Origin of the sequence: Staphylococcus sp. GDY8P126P (assembly GCF_017891965.1) — a bacterium.
Classification (GTDB): Bacteria; Bacillota; Bacilli; order Staphylococcales; family Staphylococcaceae; genus Staphylococcus; species Staphylococcus saprophyticus.
This window is the reverse complement of record NZ_JAESKG010000001.1, coordinates 356,935-377,677: the sequence shown is the minus strand read 5'-3', so window position 1 is coordinate 377,677 and position 20,743 is coordinate 356,935. Positions and strand designations below refer to the sequence as shown.

Below are 20,743 nucleotides of genomic sequence, written 5' to 3'. Positions count from 1 at the left end.
TATTCAAAGCGATATCTTAATTAATACAGGAGGTTGATACAATGACAAACGCACTATTAGAAGATTTAAAATGGAGAGGTTTAATCTATCAACAAACAGATGAGTCTGGAATAGAAAACATCTTGAACAAAGAGCAAGTGACATTATATTGTGGTGCAGATCCAACAGCAGATAGTTTGCATATCGGTCATTTATTACCATTTTTAACACTACGCCGCTTTCAAGAGCATGGACATCGCCCACTTGTATTAATTGGTGGTGGGACAGGTATGATTGGCGATCCTTCTGGTAAATCTGAAGAACGTACTTTACAAACTGAAGCACAGGTCGAAACAAACGTACAAGGTATCTATAAACAAATGCATAAAATATTTGAATTTGATACTGAAAAAGGTGCAAAACTTGTTAATAATAAAGATTGGTTAGGACAAATTTCTTTAATCGACTTTTTACGTGATTATGGTAAACATGTAGGTGTGAATTACATGTTAGGTAAAGATTCTATTCAAACACGATTAGAGCACGGTATTTCTTATACTGAATTCACATATACAATTTTACAAGCGATTGATTTTGGTCATCTTAATAGAACGTACAATTGTAAGGTACAAGTAGGCGGCTCAGATCAATGGGGTAACATTACAAGTGGTATAGAGTTAATGCGTCGCATGTACGGTCAAACAGAGGCTTATGGGCTTACTATTCCTTTAGTAGTAAAATCAGACGGCAAAAAGTTTGGTAAAACTGAAGGGGGCGCTGTTTGGTTAGATGCAGCAAAAACCAGTCCTTATGAATTTTACCAATTCTGGATTAACACGACAGATGATGATGTTATTAAATTCTTGAAATACTTCACTTTCTTAGAACAAGAAGAAATTGAAGCTTTAGAAAAATCATTAAATGAAGCACCACATTTACGTGAAGCGCAAAAGGCTTTAGCAGAAAATGTTACGCGTTTTATACATGGTCAAGATGCATTAGATGACGCTATTCGTATTTCACAAGCGCTATTTGCTGGTGATTTACAATCACTATCTGCCTCAGAATTAAAAGAAGGCTTTAAAGATGTACCTCAAGTAGAATTAAGTAGTGAAACTAGAAATATTGTTGAAATCATTGTTGAGACTGGTATTTCATCTTCTAAACGCCAAGCACGAGAAGATGTAAACAATGGTGCTATCTATATTAATGGTATCAGACAGCAAGATGTAAATTATGAACTTACAAATGAAGATAAAATCGAAAATAAATTCACGATTATTCGCCGTGGTAAGAAAAAATACTTTATGGTTAATTACAAATAACATATTTAAACATGATCGCCATCCTTTGAATGAATGTTTCAAGGGATGGCGATCTTTTCTATTGAGTAGTAGACGAATGAATGGAAAAAGTAAAGTCTCACTGTTTTAAAGAACTACTAATTCATATGAATGTGAAAGTAGTTTTAAAAAGCAGTGCTAAAAATAGTTTGATAGTACGATAGATTTTTAAGATTTAGTATCCAATATATAAAGAAGAGTCTGAGACATTCATGGATGTCCCAGACTTAAAACCAATATGAAATATTAACTTAAATAGCTTACCTTATATTTAATTAAAAGGTGACGAACTTTCACTTTCAGAACTATCATTGTTATTCGATGATTTTTGTTCTTTTAATGTTACTTTTATATTTTGTTCTTTACCATTACGTTCTACAGTTAAATTCACTGTATCACCGGGTTTTTTATTTGCATAAAGATAGGAGCGAACATCTGTATCTTCTTTCACTTTTTTGTCATCAATTTGTGTAATGATGTCTCCTTCTTTAAGACCATTGTTTCCTTCAACTTTAGCGATATATACGCCATCTTTACGTGACGTTTTCAGTTGGTCTTTATACTGTTCTGGAATTTCACTTACGTTAAGTAAACCAATGCCGATAGAAGGACGTTCTATTTTACCATTTTCTACAAGTTCTTTAATGGTTACTTTTACTTCGTTACTAGGTATTGCAAAGCCGATACCTTCAACTTGTTCACTTGCAATCTTCATCGAATTAATACCAACAAGGTTACCGTTGATATCTACCAATGCACCACCTGAATTACCAGGGTTAATTGCCGCATCAGTTTGAAGTACATTTACTTTATTAGATCCAGCGGATGTTTGTGTGTCAATCGTACGTTCACTCGCAGAGATAATGCCTGATGTTACAGAATTAGCAAACTCTAAGCCTAAAGGGTTACCCATCGCAAAAACACTATTTCCGGTTTTTACTTTTGAAGAATTAGCAAAGTCAATGGCTTTGGTACCTTTGCTATCATTTATTTTGAGTACGGCCATATCTGTTAACGCATCTTTACCGATTAATTTAGCATCGACTTGTTTAGAATTATGCAATTGTACTTTAATCTCACTCGCACCATCAATGACATGGTTATTGGTTACAATATAAGCAGAACCATTATTTTTTTGATAAATGACACCTGAGCCAACGCCAGCTTCTTGTGATTTATTTGATTTACCTTTTAAAAGGTCATCTAAATTTTGTGCTTTCTGCATATTGATTACACCAACAATAGCAGGGGAGACGTCATTAATCATTTGATTAACTGAATCATATTTATCGCTTTTACCATCTAAGGTATTTCCACCGCTATTATGATTAGAAGCTTCGTTCACATCGGAACCACCATTATCAAGTACCGTGCTTTCCATAAGTCTTCCCACTCCTAGAACAATTAAGGCACCGATAATGCCTGCAACTAAGGCAACAATTATGGTTTTAAACCACGGGAATTTAGGTTTGAATCTCTTTTTTGATGGCTGAGTCGTTTGTGTTGGTTGCTGATTTGTATTATTTTCATTGTTAAATTCTGACATATACTACCTCCGATAATTACTCTATATCCTATTATGAAAGTTTTATACAACTTTTTCTAGTATATCACTATACGACTTTAGACTGAAATATAAATCTCCTTGTTCATAATAAGACTAAATGATAAAATCAATAAGTAAATATTAGCAAAACGAAGTAGGTGTGAAGATGTATAAATTTATAAGTGGTCTATTGGAATTGATCATACTGAAAATAAGTAAATCATTAGAAGTTCAAGGAAAAGAAAATATTCCGCAACTTCATAGATATGTTGTGACATGTACTCATGAAAGCTATAATGAAGTGATTATGTTAGGAACTGCAATTTATCCAAATCAAATTCATTATATGGCGAAGAAAGAATTGTTTAATAACAAATGGTTTGGCAAGTTTTTATCTTCTCTTAATGCGTTTCCAGTCGATAGAGAAAATCCGGGACCGAGTACACTAAAAAAACCCATTAAGTTATTAAAAGAAAATAAAACAGTTGGTATTTTTCCAACAGGGCATCGTATGAAATATGATGAAGGTGCACCAATGAAAAGGGGTGCAGTAACGATTGCTTTAATGGCGCAAGCCCCAATATTACCAGCAGCATATGTGGGTCCTAAAAAGATCAAAGGTTTAGTTACTGGGAAAGCCATTATTAAATTTGGTGAACCGATTGAAACTAAAAATTTACCAAAAACAATGAAACGTAATGAAAAACTAGAATATTTAACAAAAGAATTAGAAAGAAAAACAATACAATTACAATCGGAATTAAATGATTATGTAAAAAATAATAATTAATATTCAATGTTTTTGAAATAGTAAGACTATTATATTTTTATACGTAATTTTTAAATTATGTGTTATTATGTAATTGTACAATGACAGCGAGTAAATCGTTTACATACACCACGTGGACTATATTGTGCATGTGGTGTTTTTTATATGTAATTAACTATTTGAAATGGGGAATTGTTATGTTTAGTTTCTTTCAAAGACTAGGTAGATCTCTTATGCTACCGGTTGCAGTTTTACCAGCAGCAGCAATCATAATAGGTATCGGTAACGCATTATTGGCATTGGGGATATTACCGACAGTAGCTGCATTCTTTTCTTCTGCAGGTTCTACGATACTTGAGCAACTTGGTATCCTCTTTGCTATTGGGGTAGCATTAGGTATGGCTAAGAAAAATGATGGGGCTGTAGCACTTGCGGCAGCTGTAGGTTTCTTTTTAACGACAGTAGTATTGAGTCCAGAAAAATTGGCGCCGTTACTGGGGGTTAAAGAGACGGGTGTGGATGCAGCATTTGAACAAATGAATAATTCAAATGTTTTTATCGGCTTAATTATAGGTTTAATTGCAGCATATACCTACAATAAATTCAGTAAAACAGAATTACCAACAGCTTTATCCTTCTTTAGTGGTAAGCGATTAGTACCGATTTTAACAGCTTTTTTTAGTATTATTTTGGCTGTAATCATGTTATTTGTTTGGCCGTTCATTTTTTCAGCAATCGTTATATTTGGGACATGGATTTTAGACTTAGGCCCTGTAGGTGCATTCTTGTATGGTTTCTTCAACCGTTTGTTAATTCCGACAGGTTTACATCACGCTTTAAACTCAGTATTTTGGTTTGATTTAGCAGGTATAAATGATATTGCAAAATTCCAAACTGGCGATGGTGCAGTTCATGGTGTTACAGGACGATACATGGCTGGGTTTTTCCCAGTTATGATGTTTGGTATTCCAGCAGCAGCTTTAGCTATGTATCATACTGCAGAATCAAAACAGAAAAAACGTGTATATGGTTTAATGTTTGGTGGCGCAATTTCAGCATTTTTTGTAGGTGTTACCGAACCTATTGAATTTTCATTTATGTTTGTTGCACCAATACTTTTTGTTATCCATGCATTATTAACGGGTTTATCTATGTTTATAGCAGCACTATTTCACTGGACAGCTGGATTTTCATTTAGTGCAGGATTAATTGACTATGTCTTGTCATTAATCAATCCAGTATCTAATCAACCTTATATGCTACTTGTACAAGGCTTAGTATTCTTTGTTATTTATTATGTTGTATTTAGACTTGCTATAAAAGTACTGAAATTAAACACACCAGGACGTGGCGATAATTTACTTCCTGATCCAACATCAGATGAAGCTACAACAGCTGATGTTGATGAAAATGAAATACAAACTAAATCGACAAATAAATATTCGCAACCAGCTAAACAAATTTTAGAAGGTCTTGGCGGCAAGGAAAATATTATGTCATTAACAAACTGTGCAACACGTTTACGAATGGAATTGCATGATAATAGCGCAATTGATGAAGCTAAAATTAAAGGCGCAGGTGCTGTAGGTGTTACACAAAGTGGTAAACATAATACACAGGTCATTATTGGTACGCAGGTACAGCAAATCGCTGATGAAATAGAAGTACAAATGGAAAATTAAATACAATGCTTGATAAGTCTGAGACATCCATCATTGTCTCAGACTTTTTAATCGCTTCATTATTGGAAAAGGAAAAATTTAAATAATTTAAAAATTTTATCTTTGACCGCTTTTATTTTCACATGATTTATCTTGAAAATACATTGCTCTTTTCATAGTAAGATAGTACGATATACTAGTATCAGAATTTTCTGATTAAAGGAGAGTTGGTATAATGAAGTCGGTATTATTTGATGTTGATGGTGTTTTTTTAAGTGAAGAAAGGTGTTTTGATGTATCTGCACTAACTGTTTATGAAATCCTGATGAGTGAGTCATACATAGGTTTAGATACAACTGTACAGTTTGAAAATTTAAGTGATGCAAAAATCTCTGAAATAAGAGATATTGTTTTTTATCATGATGAAATATTAACTAAATTAAAATCGTTAGGCTTAAATTCCAATTGGGATATGTTGTTTGTCGTTTTGGCAATCCATTTTATTGAAATTTGTAAGACATTGCCTTCTGAAGATGTCAATCGCGTGCTCGATTCTAATCAATTTGGACAAGAGACGTTTCAGTGGATAGGTGAAAAAATTGAAAATGTTTCTTTAGATTTTACATTGCCACTATCATTCCTAGATGGTGTAACAGCAGGTAAGGAAAATATTTATCAAGATTTAATACATTATGCGAGTGAACAATTAAATACGACAAAAACAGCCGTATTTGAACTGAAAAGTCCGTTCTGGATGCTTGCACAAGAAGTTTATCAAGAATGGTATTTAGGACATCAACTTTTCAACGAGGTAGAAAAGAAAGAAAATCGGTCTGACTTTAAACATGGCTATATATATAATGAAGTCGTGTTACGACCTGTATCAGAGATTAAGCAATTATTAGAAGATTTAAAGTCGGCAAATTATCATATTGCCATAGCAACTGGCAGACCGAGAACTGAAACAATAGTGCCTTTTGAAACAATAGGTATTAAGTCTTACTTTGATGAAGTACATATTGTAACTGCCAGTGAAGTTTTAATTGCAGAAGATTTATATCCAGAATTAAAGCCACTAGGTAAGCCTAATCCATTTAGCTATTTAGCGACATTGGAAGGGAACCATCAAGATAAATATAGACACTATGCTACTAATCAAGAAAATCGTGTAGACAAAGATGAAGTCTTTGTTGTTGGCGACTCTTTAGCAGATTTATTGAGTGCGAAAAAGATAGGAGCAACATTTATCGGACCGTTAACAGGTTTGAAAGGTATACATGCACGTGATGAATTAGTAGATTATGGTGCTGATTATATTGTCGATCATGTAGGTGAGATTAGAAATATTTTATTGTAAAAATAACCTGTTACAATCGTATATTAGACAAAAAAGCAGCTTAACCCTTCGCTTTATAAGGATTAAGCTGCTTTTATTATTTATTTAAATAATATAATTTGCATCTGGTTCTATTTCAAGTTCAACGCTTCTAATTAAATTGAAACCTTCAATTTCATATAAGCCATCTATAACATCATCAGTAACTGGATGATCAATGGATAAGATCATCAATGCGTTACCACCTTGATTAATACGACCGAGGTGCATAGAAGCAATATTAATGCCATATTCCCCTAGAATTTGACCAGTACGACCTACAATACCTGGTTTATCATTATGATTGATGACAAGCTGATGGCGCTCTGGTTTAAAGTCAACGGGATAGTCATTGATTCTTACTATTCTAGGGCCGTATCCATTTAATACTGTAGCACCTATTTTAATTTGTGTATCTTTGTTTATAAGGGTTAATTCAATATAGTTACTAAACCCACGATGTTTTGCATTTTTTTCAATATTATAAGACACACCTTGTTCATTAAGAAGTACGAGTGCATTAATTAAGTTTACACGTTCTGCTAGATCTTGTTTTAATACACCTGATACGAGCGTACGCGTAAGTAAACTTGTGTCATCCAGAGCAATGTCGCCTTCATATTTAATATGCAATTCACGGGGTGCTTTTTCAAGCAATTGTATACCAACTTCACCGGTAAGTTGACTTAATTCAATATATGGTTTTAATTCATCATTAATTTCACTATAAGTCATTTTCGGTGCATTAATCGCATTGAATACATTACCATTTTCAAATATATCAACAATTTCATTTGCTACTGATACTGCAACTTTTTCTTGTGCCTCCACAGTTGAAGCTCCAAGGTGTGGCGTTACAATAATTTTTTCATGATTTACAAGAGGGGATTCCGTTGCTGGCTCACTTTCAAATACGTCTATTGCCGCACTTTGTATTTGATTTTGATTAAGCGCATCAACCAAAGCGGCTTCATCAATAATACCACCACGTGCTACATTTATAATTTGCAAATTTGGTTTAGCTTTCTCGAAAAATGCTTTACCTACAATGCCTTTTGTTTTTGGTGTAAGTGGCGTGTGAACTGTAACGAAATCTGATTGCTCTGCAATCTCTTCAACAGTAGCTCGAGTGACATTCAATTCTTTCGCTTTATCTTCAGAAAGATAAGGATCAAATGCTAAAATGTGCATCCCAAAGCTTTGTGCACGTTTAGCGACACCCAAACCAATTCTACCGGCACCAATGACGCCAAGCGTTTTATTGTAAAGTTCAGTTCCGCGATATGTCTTACGATCCCACTTGCCATCTTTCAACGATTGATGTGCCTGAGGAATATTACGAGCCATGGATAAAATCATTGCCATTGAATGTTCTGTTGCAGAAATTGTATTACCATCAGGTGCGTTAATAACAATCACACCATGTTTTGTCGCTGCATCGACATCGATGTTATCTACACCAACACCGGCTCTCGCAATCACTTTTAAATTTGGGGCAGCTTCAATGATTGCCTCAGTTACTTGCGTTTGACTACGAACGATAAGTGCTTGATAATCTGCAATTTGATTAATAAGTTCTGCTTCATCTAACTCTGTATCGATGACAACTTCAAAATCATTGTGATCGATTAAGCTTTTTAAACCTTCTGGTGAGATTGGATCTGATACTAAAATTTTATACATATGCTTTGATAACCTCCGTATACTGAGTAATGGCTGTGCCAATATAAGATTGATTTCTATATTCTGTTAAGAGAATTTCTAAAGCTGATACGACTTGTAATATATCGAAAGGTGAGATTTGCCCCATATGACCAATGCGTAAAATTTCTCCTTTTAAATGGCCTTGACCGCCTGCAATGGTGATGGCGAAACGTTTTTTTAGTTCTGTTTTAATATAATTTAATTCTTCTTTTGAATTCGGTATAAAGGCAGTAACGGTAGGAGAAGCATAAGCTTCGTCTACAAGAAGATTTAAATCCAAAGCGGTTAACGCTTGTCTTAACGCATCGCGAATAGCGTAATGACGACGTATAACTTGTTCAAATCCTTCTTCATTTACTAATTGTGCATAAGCATTGACCCCTCTAAACAATGAAACATTCGGCGTAAAGGGTGTTGAATGTTCAGCTTGTGATTTTAGATATTTATTTAAATCTAAATAGAAACGTGGTGTAGTGACCTCGGCAAATCTAGCTTTCGCACGATCATTATATGCGACAAATGCCAATCCTGGTGGTAACATAATTGCTTTTTGACTTCCTGAAATAAGTACATCAATTTGATCTCGTTCTAAATCCACATCAACAGCACCAATACAGCTTACACCGTCGACAACGTAAAAAATGGATGGATCATAATTTTTTAAAGCATGACCTAATTCATTCACAGGATGTAAGACGGCGGTTGATGTTTCACAATATTGACTGTAGACAGCTGTGACTTGTCTATTCAAAGATTTTAAGAAATCTATAAAATCGGGTACATTGACAGCTTTACCCCATTCGACTTCAAAAATATGTACATTTTTATAATAGGATTCAGCAATTTGTTTAAAGCGATTACCGAATGCACCGGAAACAATAATCACAATATCATCTTCTGGGTTAGCTAGGTTTAGCATACTTGCTTCAAGAGAACTTGTACCGCTTGAAGTTAAGATGATGACATCGTTTTTAGCACCAAAGATAGGTTTTAGTGCGCGAAATGCTTCCTCCGCTATTGATTCAAAATCACTTGATCGGTGTCCAACCATAGGTAATTGTGTTGCGTGTAATATTTGTTCTGGTACTGGTGTAGGTCCTGGTGTAAGTAACAATGGATGATAATATTTCATGACTAATTCCCCCAATGCTTAAGATTGTACAAGTTTAGCAAATTTTCAGAAAATAAAAAAGCTTTTAGTTAGAAAAAAGGGCGAAATAGAATCAATCTAAAAATTATGTAAGGGTATTCATTGTTAATTTAATCATATTCCGCCACATATAAAAATTTTTTGAAATTATTTTATTTTTGGTACTATTTTTACTTCAACGTTTCCTCTCAAGGAATTAGAAATCATGCAATTGTTGTCTGCAACCTTTAACAATTTAGGGAGTTTCTTAGTTAAATTATCTTTTTGTTCTTGAGATACATAAATTTCTGGATAGTGTACGATATTATCCATGCGAAACTTTGCATTTTCAAAAATAGCTGTACCAATCGATGATTGAGCGATTTTAATATCTGTGAAACCAGAACGTTCCAAAACAGCTGCTAATGAAATGATATAGCAAGAAGAAGCAGCAGAAACAAGCAATTCATCTGGATTAGTTCCTGTACCATTACCCCCTAAACCCGATGGAATAGAAATTTGCTCTTCTAAAATATCGCCTTGTAAGTTGCCGACTGTGTCACGACCACCATTCCAATTTGTTTGTACTTTAAATTCATGTTGGACCATATCGATTGACCTCCTGATTAAATGTGATAACTTAAGTTTAGTTGAAATTGAGAGATAAAGAAAGTAGGAGGAAGGTTTGCAAGATAACAAATTTAATCGCCAACAATTTGTATTAGTTGCACATCGCGGATTGGCTACTAAGTATCCAGAAAATACACGCATCGCGTTGGAAGCTGCCTTAACTAGCAATATAGATATGTTGGAAATAGATATACATAGAACAATAGATAATCATCTTGTAGTCATTCATGATAAGACGATAGACCGTACATCTAATGGCAAAGGAAAAGTAAAGGCGTATACATTAGAAGCTTTGCGACAATTTGACTTTGGCATATATAAAGACGAGGCATTTAAAGGGCAAATAATCATGAAGTTAGATGATGTCTTAGCAATGGTTAAAGAAGCCCCTCAAAAATTATTGATAGAACTCAAATACCCTAAATTATATCCAAATATAGAAATAGAACTTCTCAATAAATTGGAGGCATATGAAATGCCTAAAGAAAAGGTGATTATTCAATCATTTGATCAACAAATGATTCAAAAAATATATAACTTAAAGAAGGGGTATAAGTTAGGTGTTTTAATTAGTAAGAAAAAATATTGGTACAGCTTACCTAAATTTAAACAAATCAGTAAATACGCACAGTATATCAATCCACAGTTTTCATTAGTGAATGAAACATTTTTAAAAAGAGCAAATAAGAATGGATTAATGGTGATGCCGTATACAGTAAATGACTCTGAAACGGCCAACAGACTCATAACGTTAGGAGTTCATGGGTTAATATCAGATAATCCAGAAACACTTATAAATTAATTTAAAATTGAAATGAAACAGTTTGTATAAAGTTATTTATATTAGTATTAAATTAGACATAAAAGTGCCCGAGACAGCAATGTATGTCTCGGCGCTTTTATGCCTTTGAAAAGGAATAGTAAGATATATGAATGAGCAAAAGAAAAGCTCACCTTCTTTTAATTTTGTGGATACTGGGATATAACAACTATACAGTTGTTATATTAAAAATCATTACTTTTAATGTATATTTTAACTCGTAGCTAACTAACGAATGTGTGATAAATCATTATCATGGTGATTTATCCAGTTCTTTTTTAGTAATCCCATTACAAAACAATCACTGTATTCGCCTCTAGTATAAAAGTGTTCTTGTAAGGTACCTTCAATAGTGAAGTTTTGACTTTTATAAATATGGACAGCTTTTTCATTGCTTACATCTACAAACAAATATATTTTATGTAAATTTAGTACAAGAAATGCATAATCAATGGCCATTTTAAAGGCATTCTTAGCAAAGCCTTTACCACTGAATTTTGGATCAACAATGATTTGAATCTCACAGTTACTATGTATAAAATTAATTTCTACTAATTCTACAACACCAATTCGTATATGGTCGTGTTCGATAATGAATCGGCGTTCTGATTCATCTAAGATATGTTTTTTATATAAAGATTGAAGCTCACTTAATGATTGATAGGGTTCTTCAAACCAATATGACATAATAGAATATTCATTATTTAAGTGATGAACGAAATCTAAATCTGTTTCTTCTAATGCTCTAATAATCAAGATTAACACTCCTCTATACTTATAGCATACGAAATGTCAGAAGGTTTGTAAATTAAGACGTTACATATAATAGGGGTGTATGTCAGTTTGTATTAAAAACCAAAATAAAAAAACCAAGAAATCCGTAAAGGACTTCTTGGTTGAAAAGACAATGTTTATCTTGAGTAGTACTCAACGATAAGTTGTTCATTGATTTCAGCAGGTAATTCACTACGTTCTGGAACGCGGATATATTTACCTTTTAAGTTATCTGCATCAAACTCTAAGTAGTCTGGTACGAAATTGTTAATTTCAACTGATTCAGCAATGATATCTAATTTTAAAGATTTTTCACGAACTGAGATTTCTTGACCAGGTTTTAAAGTGTATGATGGAATATCAACACGTTTGCCATCTACTTCGATGTGACCGTGGTTAACGATTTGACGAGCTTGACGACGTGTACGCGCTAAACCTAATGAATATACAACTGCATCTAAACGAGCAGCTAATAATTGCATGAAGTTTTCACCGTGGACACCATGTTGGTTACCAGCGATTTCGAATGTATTACGGAATTGTCTTTCAGTCATTCCATATAAGTAACGTAATTTTTGTTTTTCACGTAATTGTAATGCATATTCTGATAATTTTTTACGTTGGTTAGGACCGTGTTGACCTGGTGCATAAGGACGTTTTTCTAATTCCTTACCAGTACCACTTAATGAGATACCTAAACGACGTGATTTTTTCCAGTTTGAACCTCTAAATCGAGCCATAATAAGACTCCTCCTTTTTCTCTTTTGTTTGTTATGAAAAAACAAAAAAGAGTGTTGCATGCTTACTTGGATATATTGTTTTATGTGTCCTCGCCTCATAGCAACGGTTACACGGCACGTCCGCGTTGGGAACAACATAGAGCCAACTAATACGCAACTGCTAATTTCGTTTATTCACACAAAGTACATTGTAACATGTTATCGGTTGCTGTCAATAGTCTTTTCGACTTTGTCCATATTCAAGTTGCGATGGAATTATGATATTTGCTTTTCAATACGAGCAACAATTTGTTCTAGGCCATTTTTGTCTACATCAGTAAATCTACTTGTAATAGGCGCATCGATATCTAATACACCAATAATTTGGTTATTTTTACGAAGTGGAACAACAATTTCAGATTTGCTATTCGCATCACAAGCAATGTGACCTGGAAATGCATTCACATCATCTACAAGTTGTGTTTGTTCTTCAGAAACAGCAGTACCGCATACACCTTTGCCGATTGCGATATGAACACATGCAGGATGACCTTGGAATGGCCCTAAAATTAATGCTTCGTTTTCAATAAGATAAAATCCAACCCAGTTAATTTGATCAATCGAATCATTTAGTAGCGCGGATACATTACTCAGTATAGCAATTAAATTCGACTCATCTTCTATTAAACTACTCACTTGTTTTTCCAATAAATTATAGTTTGTTTCTTTAACTTCCGTCATTAGATAACCTCACTTTTTACTTTTCATTTAGTATAAAGACTGTTTTAATAGTAATCAATCAATTGATTTGAAAAGGGTTAGATAATAAATAACCTAATACATATTATTATTAGAGATCATTTTAAATAAAATAAAAAATATTCACATGAATTAATCCATTTTCTCTTTTAATGCATAGGTAACTTACGTTATAATAAACAGTGATAAAATAGGAGGAGAAAACATATGGTGTTGTATATCGTTTTAGCAATTATATTCATTATACTCATTATTGTTGGTGTATTGTTCTATATGCGTTCAAATAAAAGCCAAATGATAGAAAAGGCTGAAGAACGAAAGCATAAAGTTGAACAATTACCATACGATGAAAGTTTATCTCAATTAACAGAATTTAACTTAACAGGTGAGACAAAATCAACGTATGATAGATTGAAACAATCATCGTTAGATAGTAAAAATCAGTATTTATTACCGGTAGAAGAAAAGATTCATGATGCAGAGGGCTTGCTTGATAAATTTAAGTTTTCACAAGCTCAAACTGAAGTGGATGAAGCGCATGAAATGATGGATCAATATGAAGCGAACTATAATGAGCTCACTACACAAGTAGAAGAGATTATAGGACTACATAAACAAAGTGACCATTTATATAATGAATGTAAAACGGATTACCGCGAAATGAAGCGTGATGTGTTAGCAAACAGACATCAATTCGGCGAAGCAGCTTCACCGCTTGAACAAGAAATCGAATCTTTTGTTCCAGAAATGGAAACTTATGAAACGCTTAAATCAGAAGGTAATTTCAATCAAGCACATGACCATATCAAAACTTTAAATGATGACATGAATTATTTAAAAACAGATATGGATGAAATTCCAGATTTAATAAAAGAAGCACAAAAAGAATTGCCCGGCCAATTCCAAGACATTAAATATGGTTGTAGAGACTTGAAAGTAGAAGGCTACGACTTGGATCATGTCAAAATTGATAGCACGCTTCAAACATTAAAAACGGAGTTAAGCTTTGTAGAGCCAATGATAAGCAGATTAGAACTTGATGAAGCAAATGAAAAATTAAACAGCATTAATGACCGATTAGATGAAATGTACGAACTAATCGAGCTTGAAGTTAAAGCTAAAAATGATGTTGAAGAAACAAAAGAAGTTATTACAGATAATTTATTTAGAGCAAAAGAAATGAACTATACATTACAAACTGAAATTGAATATGTGCGCGAAAATTATTATATAAATGAAAGTGACGTACAAAATGTAAGACAGTTTGAAAATGAAATTCAAAATATGATTTCAGTATATGATGAAATTTTACGTGAAATGGCGAAATCTGCAGTGCGTTATAGTGAAGTGCAAGACAACTTGAAATATATCGAAGAACATGTAGCTGTTATTAATGAAAAACAAGAAAAATTACAAAATCATTTAATTCAATTGCGTGAAGATGAGGCAGAAGCTGAAGAAAATATTTTACGAGTACAAAGTAAAAAAGAAGAAGTATATAGAAAATTACTTGCTTCTAATTTACCAAGTGTACCGGAACGTTTTATCATTATGAAAAATGAAATTGATTATGAAGTAAGAGAAGTTAACAAGAAATTTAGTGTACGTCCAATTCATGTCAAACAGTTAAAAGATAAAGTATCTAAAGTCGTCCTACAAATGAATAAATTTGATGATGAAGCTACAGATGTACTTGTTAATGCAGTTTATGCAGAAAAACTAATTGAATATGGCAATCGTTATCGTAAAGATAGTTCAAATATTGATAAAAGTCTTAATGAAGCAGAACGCTTATTTAAGAACAATAGGTATAAACGTTCAATTGAAATTTCTGAACAAGCATTGGAAAGCGTTGAGCCTGGTATTACAAAACAAATAGAATCAAAAGTTATTGGTTAATATTAAACACATTATGCATAACTATAGATTAGAAAAGACTCGAGACACTGATTGTCTCGAGTCTTTTTTGCGATCGTTGATTCGAATGAGGATTGTTAATTTAAAAAAACGGACAGTCGATACATAGCGTTTTATTTGTAATGCATGTTCATCGATTTGAATACGTGAAGTGTGCATTGAATGTGAATTGATTTTTATTTAATCCCATGATGAACAAGCTAGTATCGTAAATTATTTAACAATTATATGATTTATGTCTCAGTCTCTTTTATTTTTAGTAAAAGCGAGTATAATGCTAACAGTGTAAGTTTTAATCGGATAGTTAAAACATATGAAAATGTATTTAAGTGCGTATATTCAATCTAATTTAGTTATAAAATGTATTAATGTTAAATCATTAAAATCAATAGGTGGAGCGCATGCATATATTCTGTTAAGTGAAATGTTTATATGTAGCATATTCCGATTAAGATATAAAATTTTAAAACCCGACGCTTTTCGGAGCTCAAATAAACTACAAGAAAAAATTGGAGTGAAAACATTGATATACCTTGATAACGCTGCAACAACGAAGCCTAATCAAGATGTGTTAGATACTTTTATTAAAGTGAATCAATCATTATATTTTAATCCTAATAGTCCACATCAAGCAGGTTTACAAGCAGAACAATTATTACAACAATCAAAACGACAAATTAAAGACTTATTTAATTTAGATAATACATTTGATATTATTTATACAAGTGGTGCTACTGAATCAAATAATATAGCACTTAAAGGTATTGCTTATAAGAAAAAGAATTTCGCCAATGAAATTATCACTTCATTATTAGAACATCCCTCCGTTTTAGAAGTGGTTCGTTCACTAGAGGACGAAGGATTTATTGTGAAGTATGTCGATGTAACAGATGAAGGTCGAATAGATTTGAATCACCTTCAAACATTAATGTCAGATAATGTAGGACTTGTTACATGTATGCATGTCAACAATATAATGGGTCAAATACAACCGATTGCCGATATAGCAGAAATTGTTCATCAATATCCTAAAGCACATTTACATGTTGATGCAGTACAAGCTATTGGGAAAACACCACTCATATTTGAAGGTGTAGATACACTTAGTCTAAGCGGACATAAATTTAATGGTTTGAAAGGCCAAGGCATTTTATTTGTTCGAAATATACATCAGTTAGAACCAATTGTTCATGGTGGTGGACAAGAATTTGGTGTGAGAAGTGGGACGGTTAACTTACCGATGGATATTGCTATCGTTAAAGCGATGAAATCAGCAGTTAATCATACACAGGATTTAAATAGTCGGTTAAGCGAATTTAATAATGAATTACGCCAATATTTGGTTGCATTTCGTGGTGTTGAGGTTAATTCACCTAAGGGTGCTGCTGCTCATATTTTAAATGTTGGGTTGGCAGGTGTTAAAGGTGAAGTATTGGTGAATGCATTCTCTAAAAATGACATCATGTTATCAACGACGAGTGCTTGTTCTTCGAAAAAAGCAAGTATTAATGAAGTTTTGTTAGCAATGGGTATTCCAACGAAGCAAATTGAAGGTAGTATCCGTATTTCTATGGATAGCTATACTACTGAAGCAGATATTGAAACATTCAAGGAAAAATTCAAATTAGTATATGAAGAAGTGAAGGAGTTGTTAGTATGATTTATGATCACATATTAGTGAGGTACGGTGAGCTTACTTTAAAAGGCGCCAACCGTAAAATATTTGTGAACAAATTACGTTCTAATGTAAAGCGTGCATTAATGCCGTTACAAGGTTATACAGTAAAGGCAAATAGAGACAGAATGTATATTGAATTAGACGAAGGCGCAGATATTGAAGAAATGTGTAATCGACTAAAAAAAGTCTTCGGTATTTATTCTATCAGTCCCGTATTAAAAATTGAAAAGACAGTAGAAGCGGCTAATGAATTAGCGGTGCGCTTTGCTAAGGAATATGCAGATGGTGATACATTTAAAATTGATGTAAAACGTTCAGATAAAAACTTTTCATATGATACGTATGCATTGCAACGCACGGTCGGTGGCGCTGTTTTAGATGCTATGAACCATTTATCAGTCGATGTGCATAACCCAGATCACAACATTAAAGTTGAAGTACGTTTAGATGCAATCTATATGTACGATCAAGTGATTGAAGGTTCAGGTGGATTACCAGTAGGTACGGGTGGTAAGACATTGCTTATGCTATCCGGCGGTATTGATTCACCTGTTGCAGGTATAGAAGTTATGCGCAGAGGTGTTACAGTAGAAGCGATTCATTTTCATAGTCCGCCATTTACAAGTGAAAAAGCGAAAGAAAAGGTTATTGAATTAACACGCATTTTATCTGGACATGTAGGACCCATAAAATTGCATATTGTTCCTTTTACAGATTTACAAAAACAAGTTAATAAAGTTGTACATGAACGCTATACAATGACTTCAACAAGGCGCATGATGATGCGCGTTGCGGATAAAGTTGTTCATGATATTGATGCCCATGCGATAGTAAATGGTGAAAATTTAGGTCAAGTGGCAAGTCAAACGCTAAAAAGTATGTATGCTATTAACCATGTCACTTCTACACCAGTACTTCGCCCGTTATTAACGTTAGATAAAGAAGATATTGTAAAAAAAGCGAAAGAAATTGGAACGTTTGATGTGTCTATTCAACCTTATGAAGATTGTTGCACAATCTTCACGCCAAAAAATCCTATAACTGAACCAGATATTGAAAAAGTAGAAAAATATGAAATTGGTTATGATTTTGAACCATTAGTACAACAAGCTGTAGATGGTATTGAAACATTGCTTATTACTAGTGATTACCAAAGTGAAAAAGATACAGCAACACAAGCACTAGCTGACGATTTATTTTAATATATTAAAGTGTCATGGAATATATATTTTTTAATAAATAAAGGGGTTGGTTAAATGTTAGAGTGGGATGTTTCAATTGTAATCATCATTATTCTTCTTGGATTTTTGGCTGCATTTATTGATGCAGTTGTAGGCGGTGGTGGTTTAATATCAATACCTGCATTGCTTGCAGTTGGTATGCCGCCATCCACAGCATTAGGAACAAATAAATTAGCAAGTGCATTCGGTTCTTTGACAAGTGCATTTCGCTTTTTGCGTTCTGGCAATGTGGATTTGAAAATTGTTGGTAAATTATTTCCATTTGTATTTGTATTCGCTATTGGTGGCGCCAGTATCGCCACATTCTTACCTTCAGAGCTCTTAAAACCAGTTGTTATTGTCATATTAACCATTGTGATGATTTACACGATTATGAAAAAAGATTGGGGTAACGTCCGTACTTTTACCAAATTAACTTTTGGGAAAGCAATACTATTTGCTTTACTCATGTGTTTAATAGGCTTTTATGATGGATTTTTAGGTGGCGGAACGGGTTCTTTTATGCTCTTTATTTTACTAATGTTTGGTTTTGATTTTTTAGGCGCGGCAGGTAATGCGAAAGTGTTAAACTTTGCCTCCAATTTAGGTGCACTCCTCTTATTTATATGCTTAGGCCAAGTGGATTATTTTTATGGCTTGATTATGGCTGTAAGTATGATATGTGGTTCTTATGTAGGTGCTATGTTTGCTATAAAAAAAGGTGTGGGCTACGTCAAAGTATTATTTATAGTCGTGACTGCAATATTAATCTTGAAAAATGCTTATGATTATTTAATGCAAATCATATAGCTATCAATTAGTACAGTATATAAAATCTGTTATAAATACATAAGTCTCATTTTTGTAGTAGTTTTGAGTCAAACTCGTGATTGGATTTTAACAGAAAGTGTTTATCAATAAGAAACAGTATGGTCTAAAGTAAATGATGAATTGTTGAGAGCATAGTAAGAAATCAAAATGGATTGATTTCTTACTATGCTCTCATTATTAATCTTATTTAAGGTATACATTTAGGATTTAATTGTGTTTAAATGAAGAAGGAATCAATAGAAAATATATGGGAGTGACGATGAATGTCGAAAAAGCGTATTATCGCCTTAATACTTGCAGTTGTGATCGTTCTAGGTGGTATAATAATGAGTTCTATTTCAGCTGTTGTTTCATCTTTATTTAGTGAATCAACTACATCTGATACGAATCCTTTTACAGAGAAAGTAGAAAAAGAAGGTAATTCCAGCAAACGTATCGCTCATCTAACATTAAATGGTGAAATTACTGAAGGTACTGGTGGTGGCCTGTTCGGTGGTGAAGGATATAACCATGAAGCATTTTTAAAACAGTTGGATAATGTGAAAAAAGATGATTCTATAAAAGGTGTGCTGTTAACGGTCAATACACCCGGTGGTGGTACATATCCAAGTGATGAAATATATGAAAAGATAAAAGAAATTAAACAAAAACATAAAAAGATTTATGTCCATATGGATAGCATGGCTGCGTCAGGTGGATATTATATTTCAGCACCTGCAGATAAGATTTATGCAGGTCCACAAACAATGACTGGTTCAATCGGAGTGATTATGTCTAGTATCGATTACTCAGGATTACAAAAGAATTTAGGTATCAAACAAAACGTAATCAAATCAGGTGAACATAAAGATATTTTAAGCAGTTCAAGAGAAATGACAAGCGAAGAAAGAGATATCTTACAATCTGTTTTAGATGATAGCTTCAATAGATTTGTTAATATTGTAAAAGACGGTCGAGATATGCCAGAAAGTAAAGTTAGAAAGCTGGCAGATGGTCGAATTTATAGCGCGCAACAAGCGAAAAGTAATGGTCTGATTGACGAAATTGGTTACGAAGATCAAACTGTCAAAGCATTGAAAAAAGATATTAATGCTAAGGACGCAGAAGTGTTTGAATATAGCACAGACGGTGGTTGGTTCTCATCAATGTATAATGTGAAATCAAGCATTTCTCAGTTTACAAATGAAATCAAAGATGTGAAATCAATCATTACAAATGATACTAAAACTGAACCTATGTATCTTTACGAAGGTTAGGTGAAATTATGGAAAACATACAAGACAGTGTTTCAGAATATACAAAAGATAGTGCACAAAAAATAGATACAGATGCACTGTATCATGAACAAATGTTAAAAGCTTTATATGCTGGTTTTGGTATTAGATTTTGTGCTTTCATAATAGATTTGTTAATCATTTTCGGAGTACATAGTTTGATCTTAAAACCGATTTATCATTTCACAAATTTAGATTCAGTAAAACTATGGATTGATTATTTTAGTGTGGGTCATCTGTTGGATGCATTAGTATTTTATTTGTATTTTGTATTAATGACAAAATATTTTAAACAAACACTTGGTAAAATGATTTGCAATATCAGAGTAGAGCGCATGGACAGACAACAGCTAACGTGGACAGATGTACTGTTTAGAGAATGGATTGGACGTATTATTAGCGGTGTATTTGCAAACTTGCCTTATTTAGTGACAATTTTTACTAAAAAGCATAGAGGTATACATGATTATTTCGCAGATACGGTGGTCATAAAAAATAAATTTGAAAAATTTTTTTATTTAAAGTAGATTAACACTTATTACAGGTAGAATAGTATCATTCATAATTCTAAAGCGTTATAATAATTGAAGTACACATTTATAATTTAGGAGGCGT

General features: G+C 33.2%; 18 protein-coding genes. 11 read left to right on the top strand and 7 right to left on the bottom strand.

The genetic code is table 11. The features are described 5' to 3' along the window. The first annotated feature begins 41 nt into the window (after positions 1–41). Entirely contained in the window at positions 42–1,304 is a 1,263-nt protein-coding gene (tyrS, locus tag KA893_RS01840) for a tyrosine--tRNA ligase (protein ID WP_002483013.1), read from the top strand. Between the two features lie 289 nt (positions 1,305–1,593). Here tyrS and KA893_RS01835 read toward each other — a convergent pair whose 3' ends face one another. Then, positions 1,594–2,868: a S1C family serine protease gene (locus tag KA893_RS01835; RefSeq protein ID WP_210125546.1), complete on the bottom strand. Its 1,275-nt coding sequence runs from the start codon at positions 2,866–2,868 to the stop codon at positions 1,594–1,596. A gap of 166 nt (positions 2,869–3,034) precedes the next feature. Here KA893_RS01835 and KA893_RS01830 point away from each other — a divergent pair, with 166 nt between their 5' ends. The 3 genes from KA893_RS01830 (at position 3,035) to KA893_RS01820 (ending at position 6,655) form a co-directional block, all read left to right on the top strand. Beyond that, positions 3,035–3,658 carry a lysophospholipid acyltransferase family protein gene (locus KA893_RS01830; protein WP_011302881.1) on the top strand — a complete coding sequence of 208 codons (624 nt, stop codon included), beginning with the start codon at positions 3,035–3,037 and terminating at the stop codon, positions 3,656–3,658. Positions 3,659–3,834: 176 nt separating this feature from the next. Next, a complete protein-coding gene (nagE, locus tag KA893_RS01825; RefSeq protein ID WP_037538265.1) occupies positions 3,835–5,319 on the top strand; it encodes an N-acetylglucosamine-specific PTS transporter subunit IIBC in 1,485 nt (494 codons plus the stop codon). A 214-nt stretch (positions 5,320–5,533) separates the two neighbouring features. After that, on the top strand, positions 5,534–6,655 hold the full coding sequence (locus KA893_RS01820) for an HAD family hydrolase (protein WP_210125544.1): 1,122 nt from the start codon (positions 5,534–5,536) through the stop codon (positions 6,653–6,655). 84 nt (positions 6,656–6,739) lie between these two features. Here the strand turns inward: KA893_RS01820 and serA are convergent, their stop codons facing one another. From serA to KA893_RS01805, 3 genes are all read right to left on the bottom strand, one after another. Then, positions 6,740–8,356, bottom strand: coding sequence for a phosphoglycerate dehydrogenase (serA, locus tag KA893_RS01815; RefSeq protein WP_002483018.1), 1,617 nt, complete (start codon positions 8,354–8,356; stop codon positions 6,740–6,742). Beyond that, the gene (locus KA893_RS01810; protein ID WP_002483019.1) at positions 8,349–9,509 is read right to left on the bottom strand and encodes a pyridoxal-phosphate-dependent aminotransferase family protein; all 1,161 of its coding nucleotides are present in this window, start codon (positions 9,507–9,509) and stop codon (positions 8,349–8,351) included. The genes serA and KA893_RS01810 overlap by 8 nt, the downstream gene beginning before the upstream one ends. 165 nt (positions 9,510–9,674) lie before the next feature. Continuing rightward, entirely contained in the window at positions 9,675–10,115 is a 441-nt protein-coding gene (locus tag KA893_RS01805) for an SACOL1771 family peroxiredoxin (RefSeq protein WP_011302886.1), read from the bottom strand. Positions 10,116–10,191: 76 nt separating this feature from the next. Here KA893_RS01805 and KA893_RS01800 point away from each other — a divergent pair, with 76 nt between their 5' ends. Then, positions 10,192–10,938, top strand: coding sequence for a glycerophosphodiester phosphodiesterase (locus KA893_RS01800; protein WP_037538269.1), 747 nt, complete (start codon positions 10,192–10,194; stop codon positions 10,936–10,938). A 246-nt stretch (positions 10,939–11,184) separates the two neighbouring features. On the opposite strand, the gene KA893_RS01795 is transcribed toward KA893_RS01800, so the two are convergent. The 3 genes from KA893_RS01795 to KA893_RS01785 form a co-directional block, all read right to left on the bottom strand. After that, on the bottom strand, positions 11,185–11,712 hold the full coding sequence (locus KA893_RS01795; protein WP_037538272.1) for a GNAT family N-acetyltransferase: 528 nt from the start codon (positions 11,710–11,712) through the stop codon (positions 11,185–11,187). A 155-nt stretch (positions 11,713–11,867) separates the two neighbouring features. Beyond that, entirely contained in the window at positions 11,868–12,470 is a 603-nt protein-coding gene (gene rpsD, locus KA893_RS01790) for a 30S ribosomal protein S4 (RefSeq protein ID WP_002483023.1), read from the bottom strand. 255 nt (positions 12,471–12,725) lie between these two features. Further along, complete coding sequence (locus KA893_RS01785) at positions 12,726–13,190, bottom strand: GAF domain-containing protein (protein ID WP_011302889.1); 465 nt, start codon at positions 13,188–13,190, stop codon at positions 12,726–12,728. Between the two features lie 225 nt (positions 13,191–13,415). Between KA893_RS01785 and ezrA the strand changes: the two genes are divergently transcribed. The 6 genes from ezrA to KA893_RS01755 all read left to right on the top strand — a co-directional run bounded on the left by ezrA (position 13,416) and on the right by KA893_RS01755 (position 20,655). Continuing rightward, positions 13,416–15,107, top strand: a complete 1,692-nt coding sequence (gene ezrA, locus KA893_RS01780) for a septation ring formation regulator EzrA (protein ID WP_037538279.1) — start codon at positions 13,416–13,418, stop codon at positions 15,105–15,107. Positions 15,108–15,648: 541 nt separating this feature from the next. Beyond that, complete coding sequence (locus KA893_RS01775) at positions 15,649–16,785, top strand: cysteine desulfurase family protein (RefSeq protein WP_037538282.1); 1,137 nt, start codon at positions 15,649–15,651, stop codon at positions 16,783–16,785. Next, positions 16,782–18,005: a tRNA uracil 4-sulfurtransferase ThiI gene (gene thiI, locus KA893_RS01770; protein ID WP_037538284.1), complete on the top strand. Its 1,224-nt coding sequence runs from the start codon at positions 16,782–16,784 to the stop codon at positions 18,003–18,005. Before KA893_RS01775 ends, thiI begins: the two co-directional genes overlap by 4 nt. 54 nt (positions 18,006–18,059) lie before the next feature. After that, on the top strand, positions 18,060–18,833 hold the full coding sequence (locus tag KA893_RS01765; RefSeq protein ID WP_002483028.1) for a sulfite exporter TauE/SafE family protein: 774 nt from the start codon (positions 18,060–18,062) through the stop codon (positions 18,831–18,833). A 284-nt stretch (positions 18,834–19,117) separates the two neighbouring features. Then, a complete protein-coding gene (gene sppA, locus KA893_RS01760; protein ID WP_011302894.1) occupies positions 19,118–20,110 on the top strand; it encodes a signal peptide peptidase SppA in 993 nt (330 codons plus the stop codon). A gap of 8 nt (positions 20,111–20,118) precedes the next feature. Continuing rightward, complete coding sequence (locus tag KA893_RS01755; protein ID WP_002483030.1) at positions 20,119–20,655, top strand: RDD family protein; 537 nt, start codon at positions 20,119–20,121, stop codon at positions 20,653–20,655. Positions 20,656–20,743 lie beyond the last annotated feature (88 nt).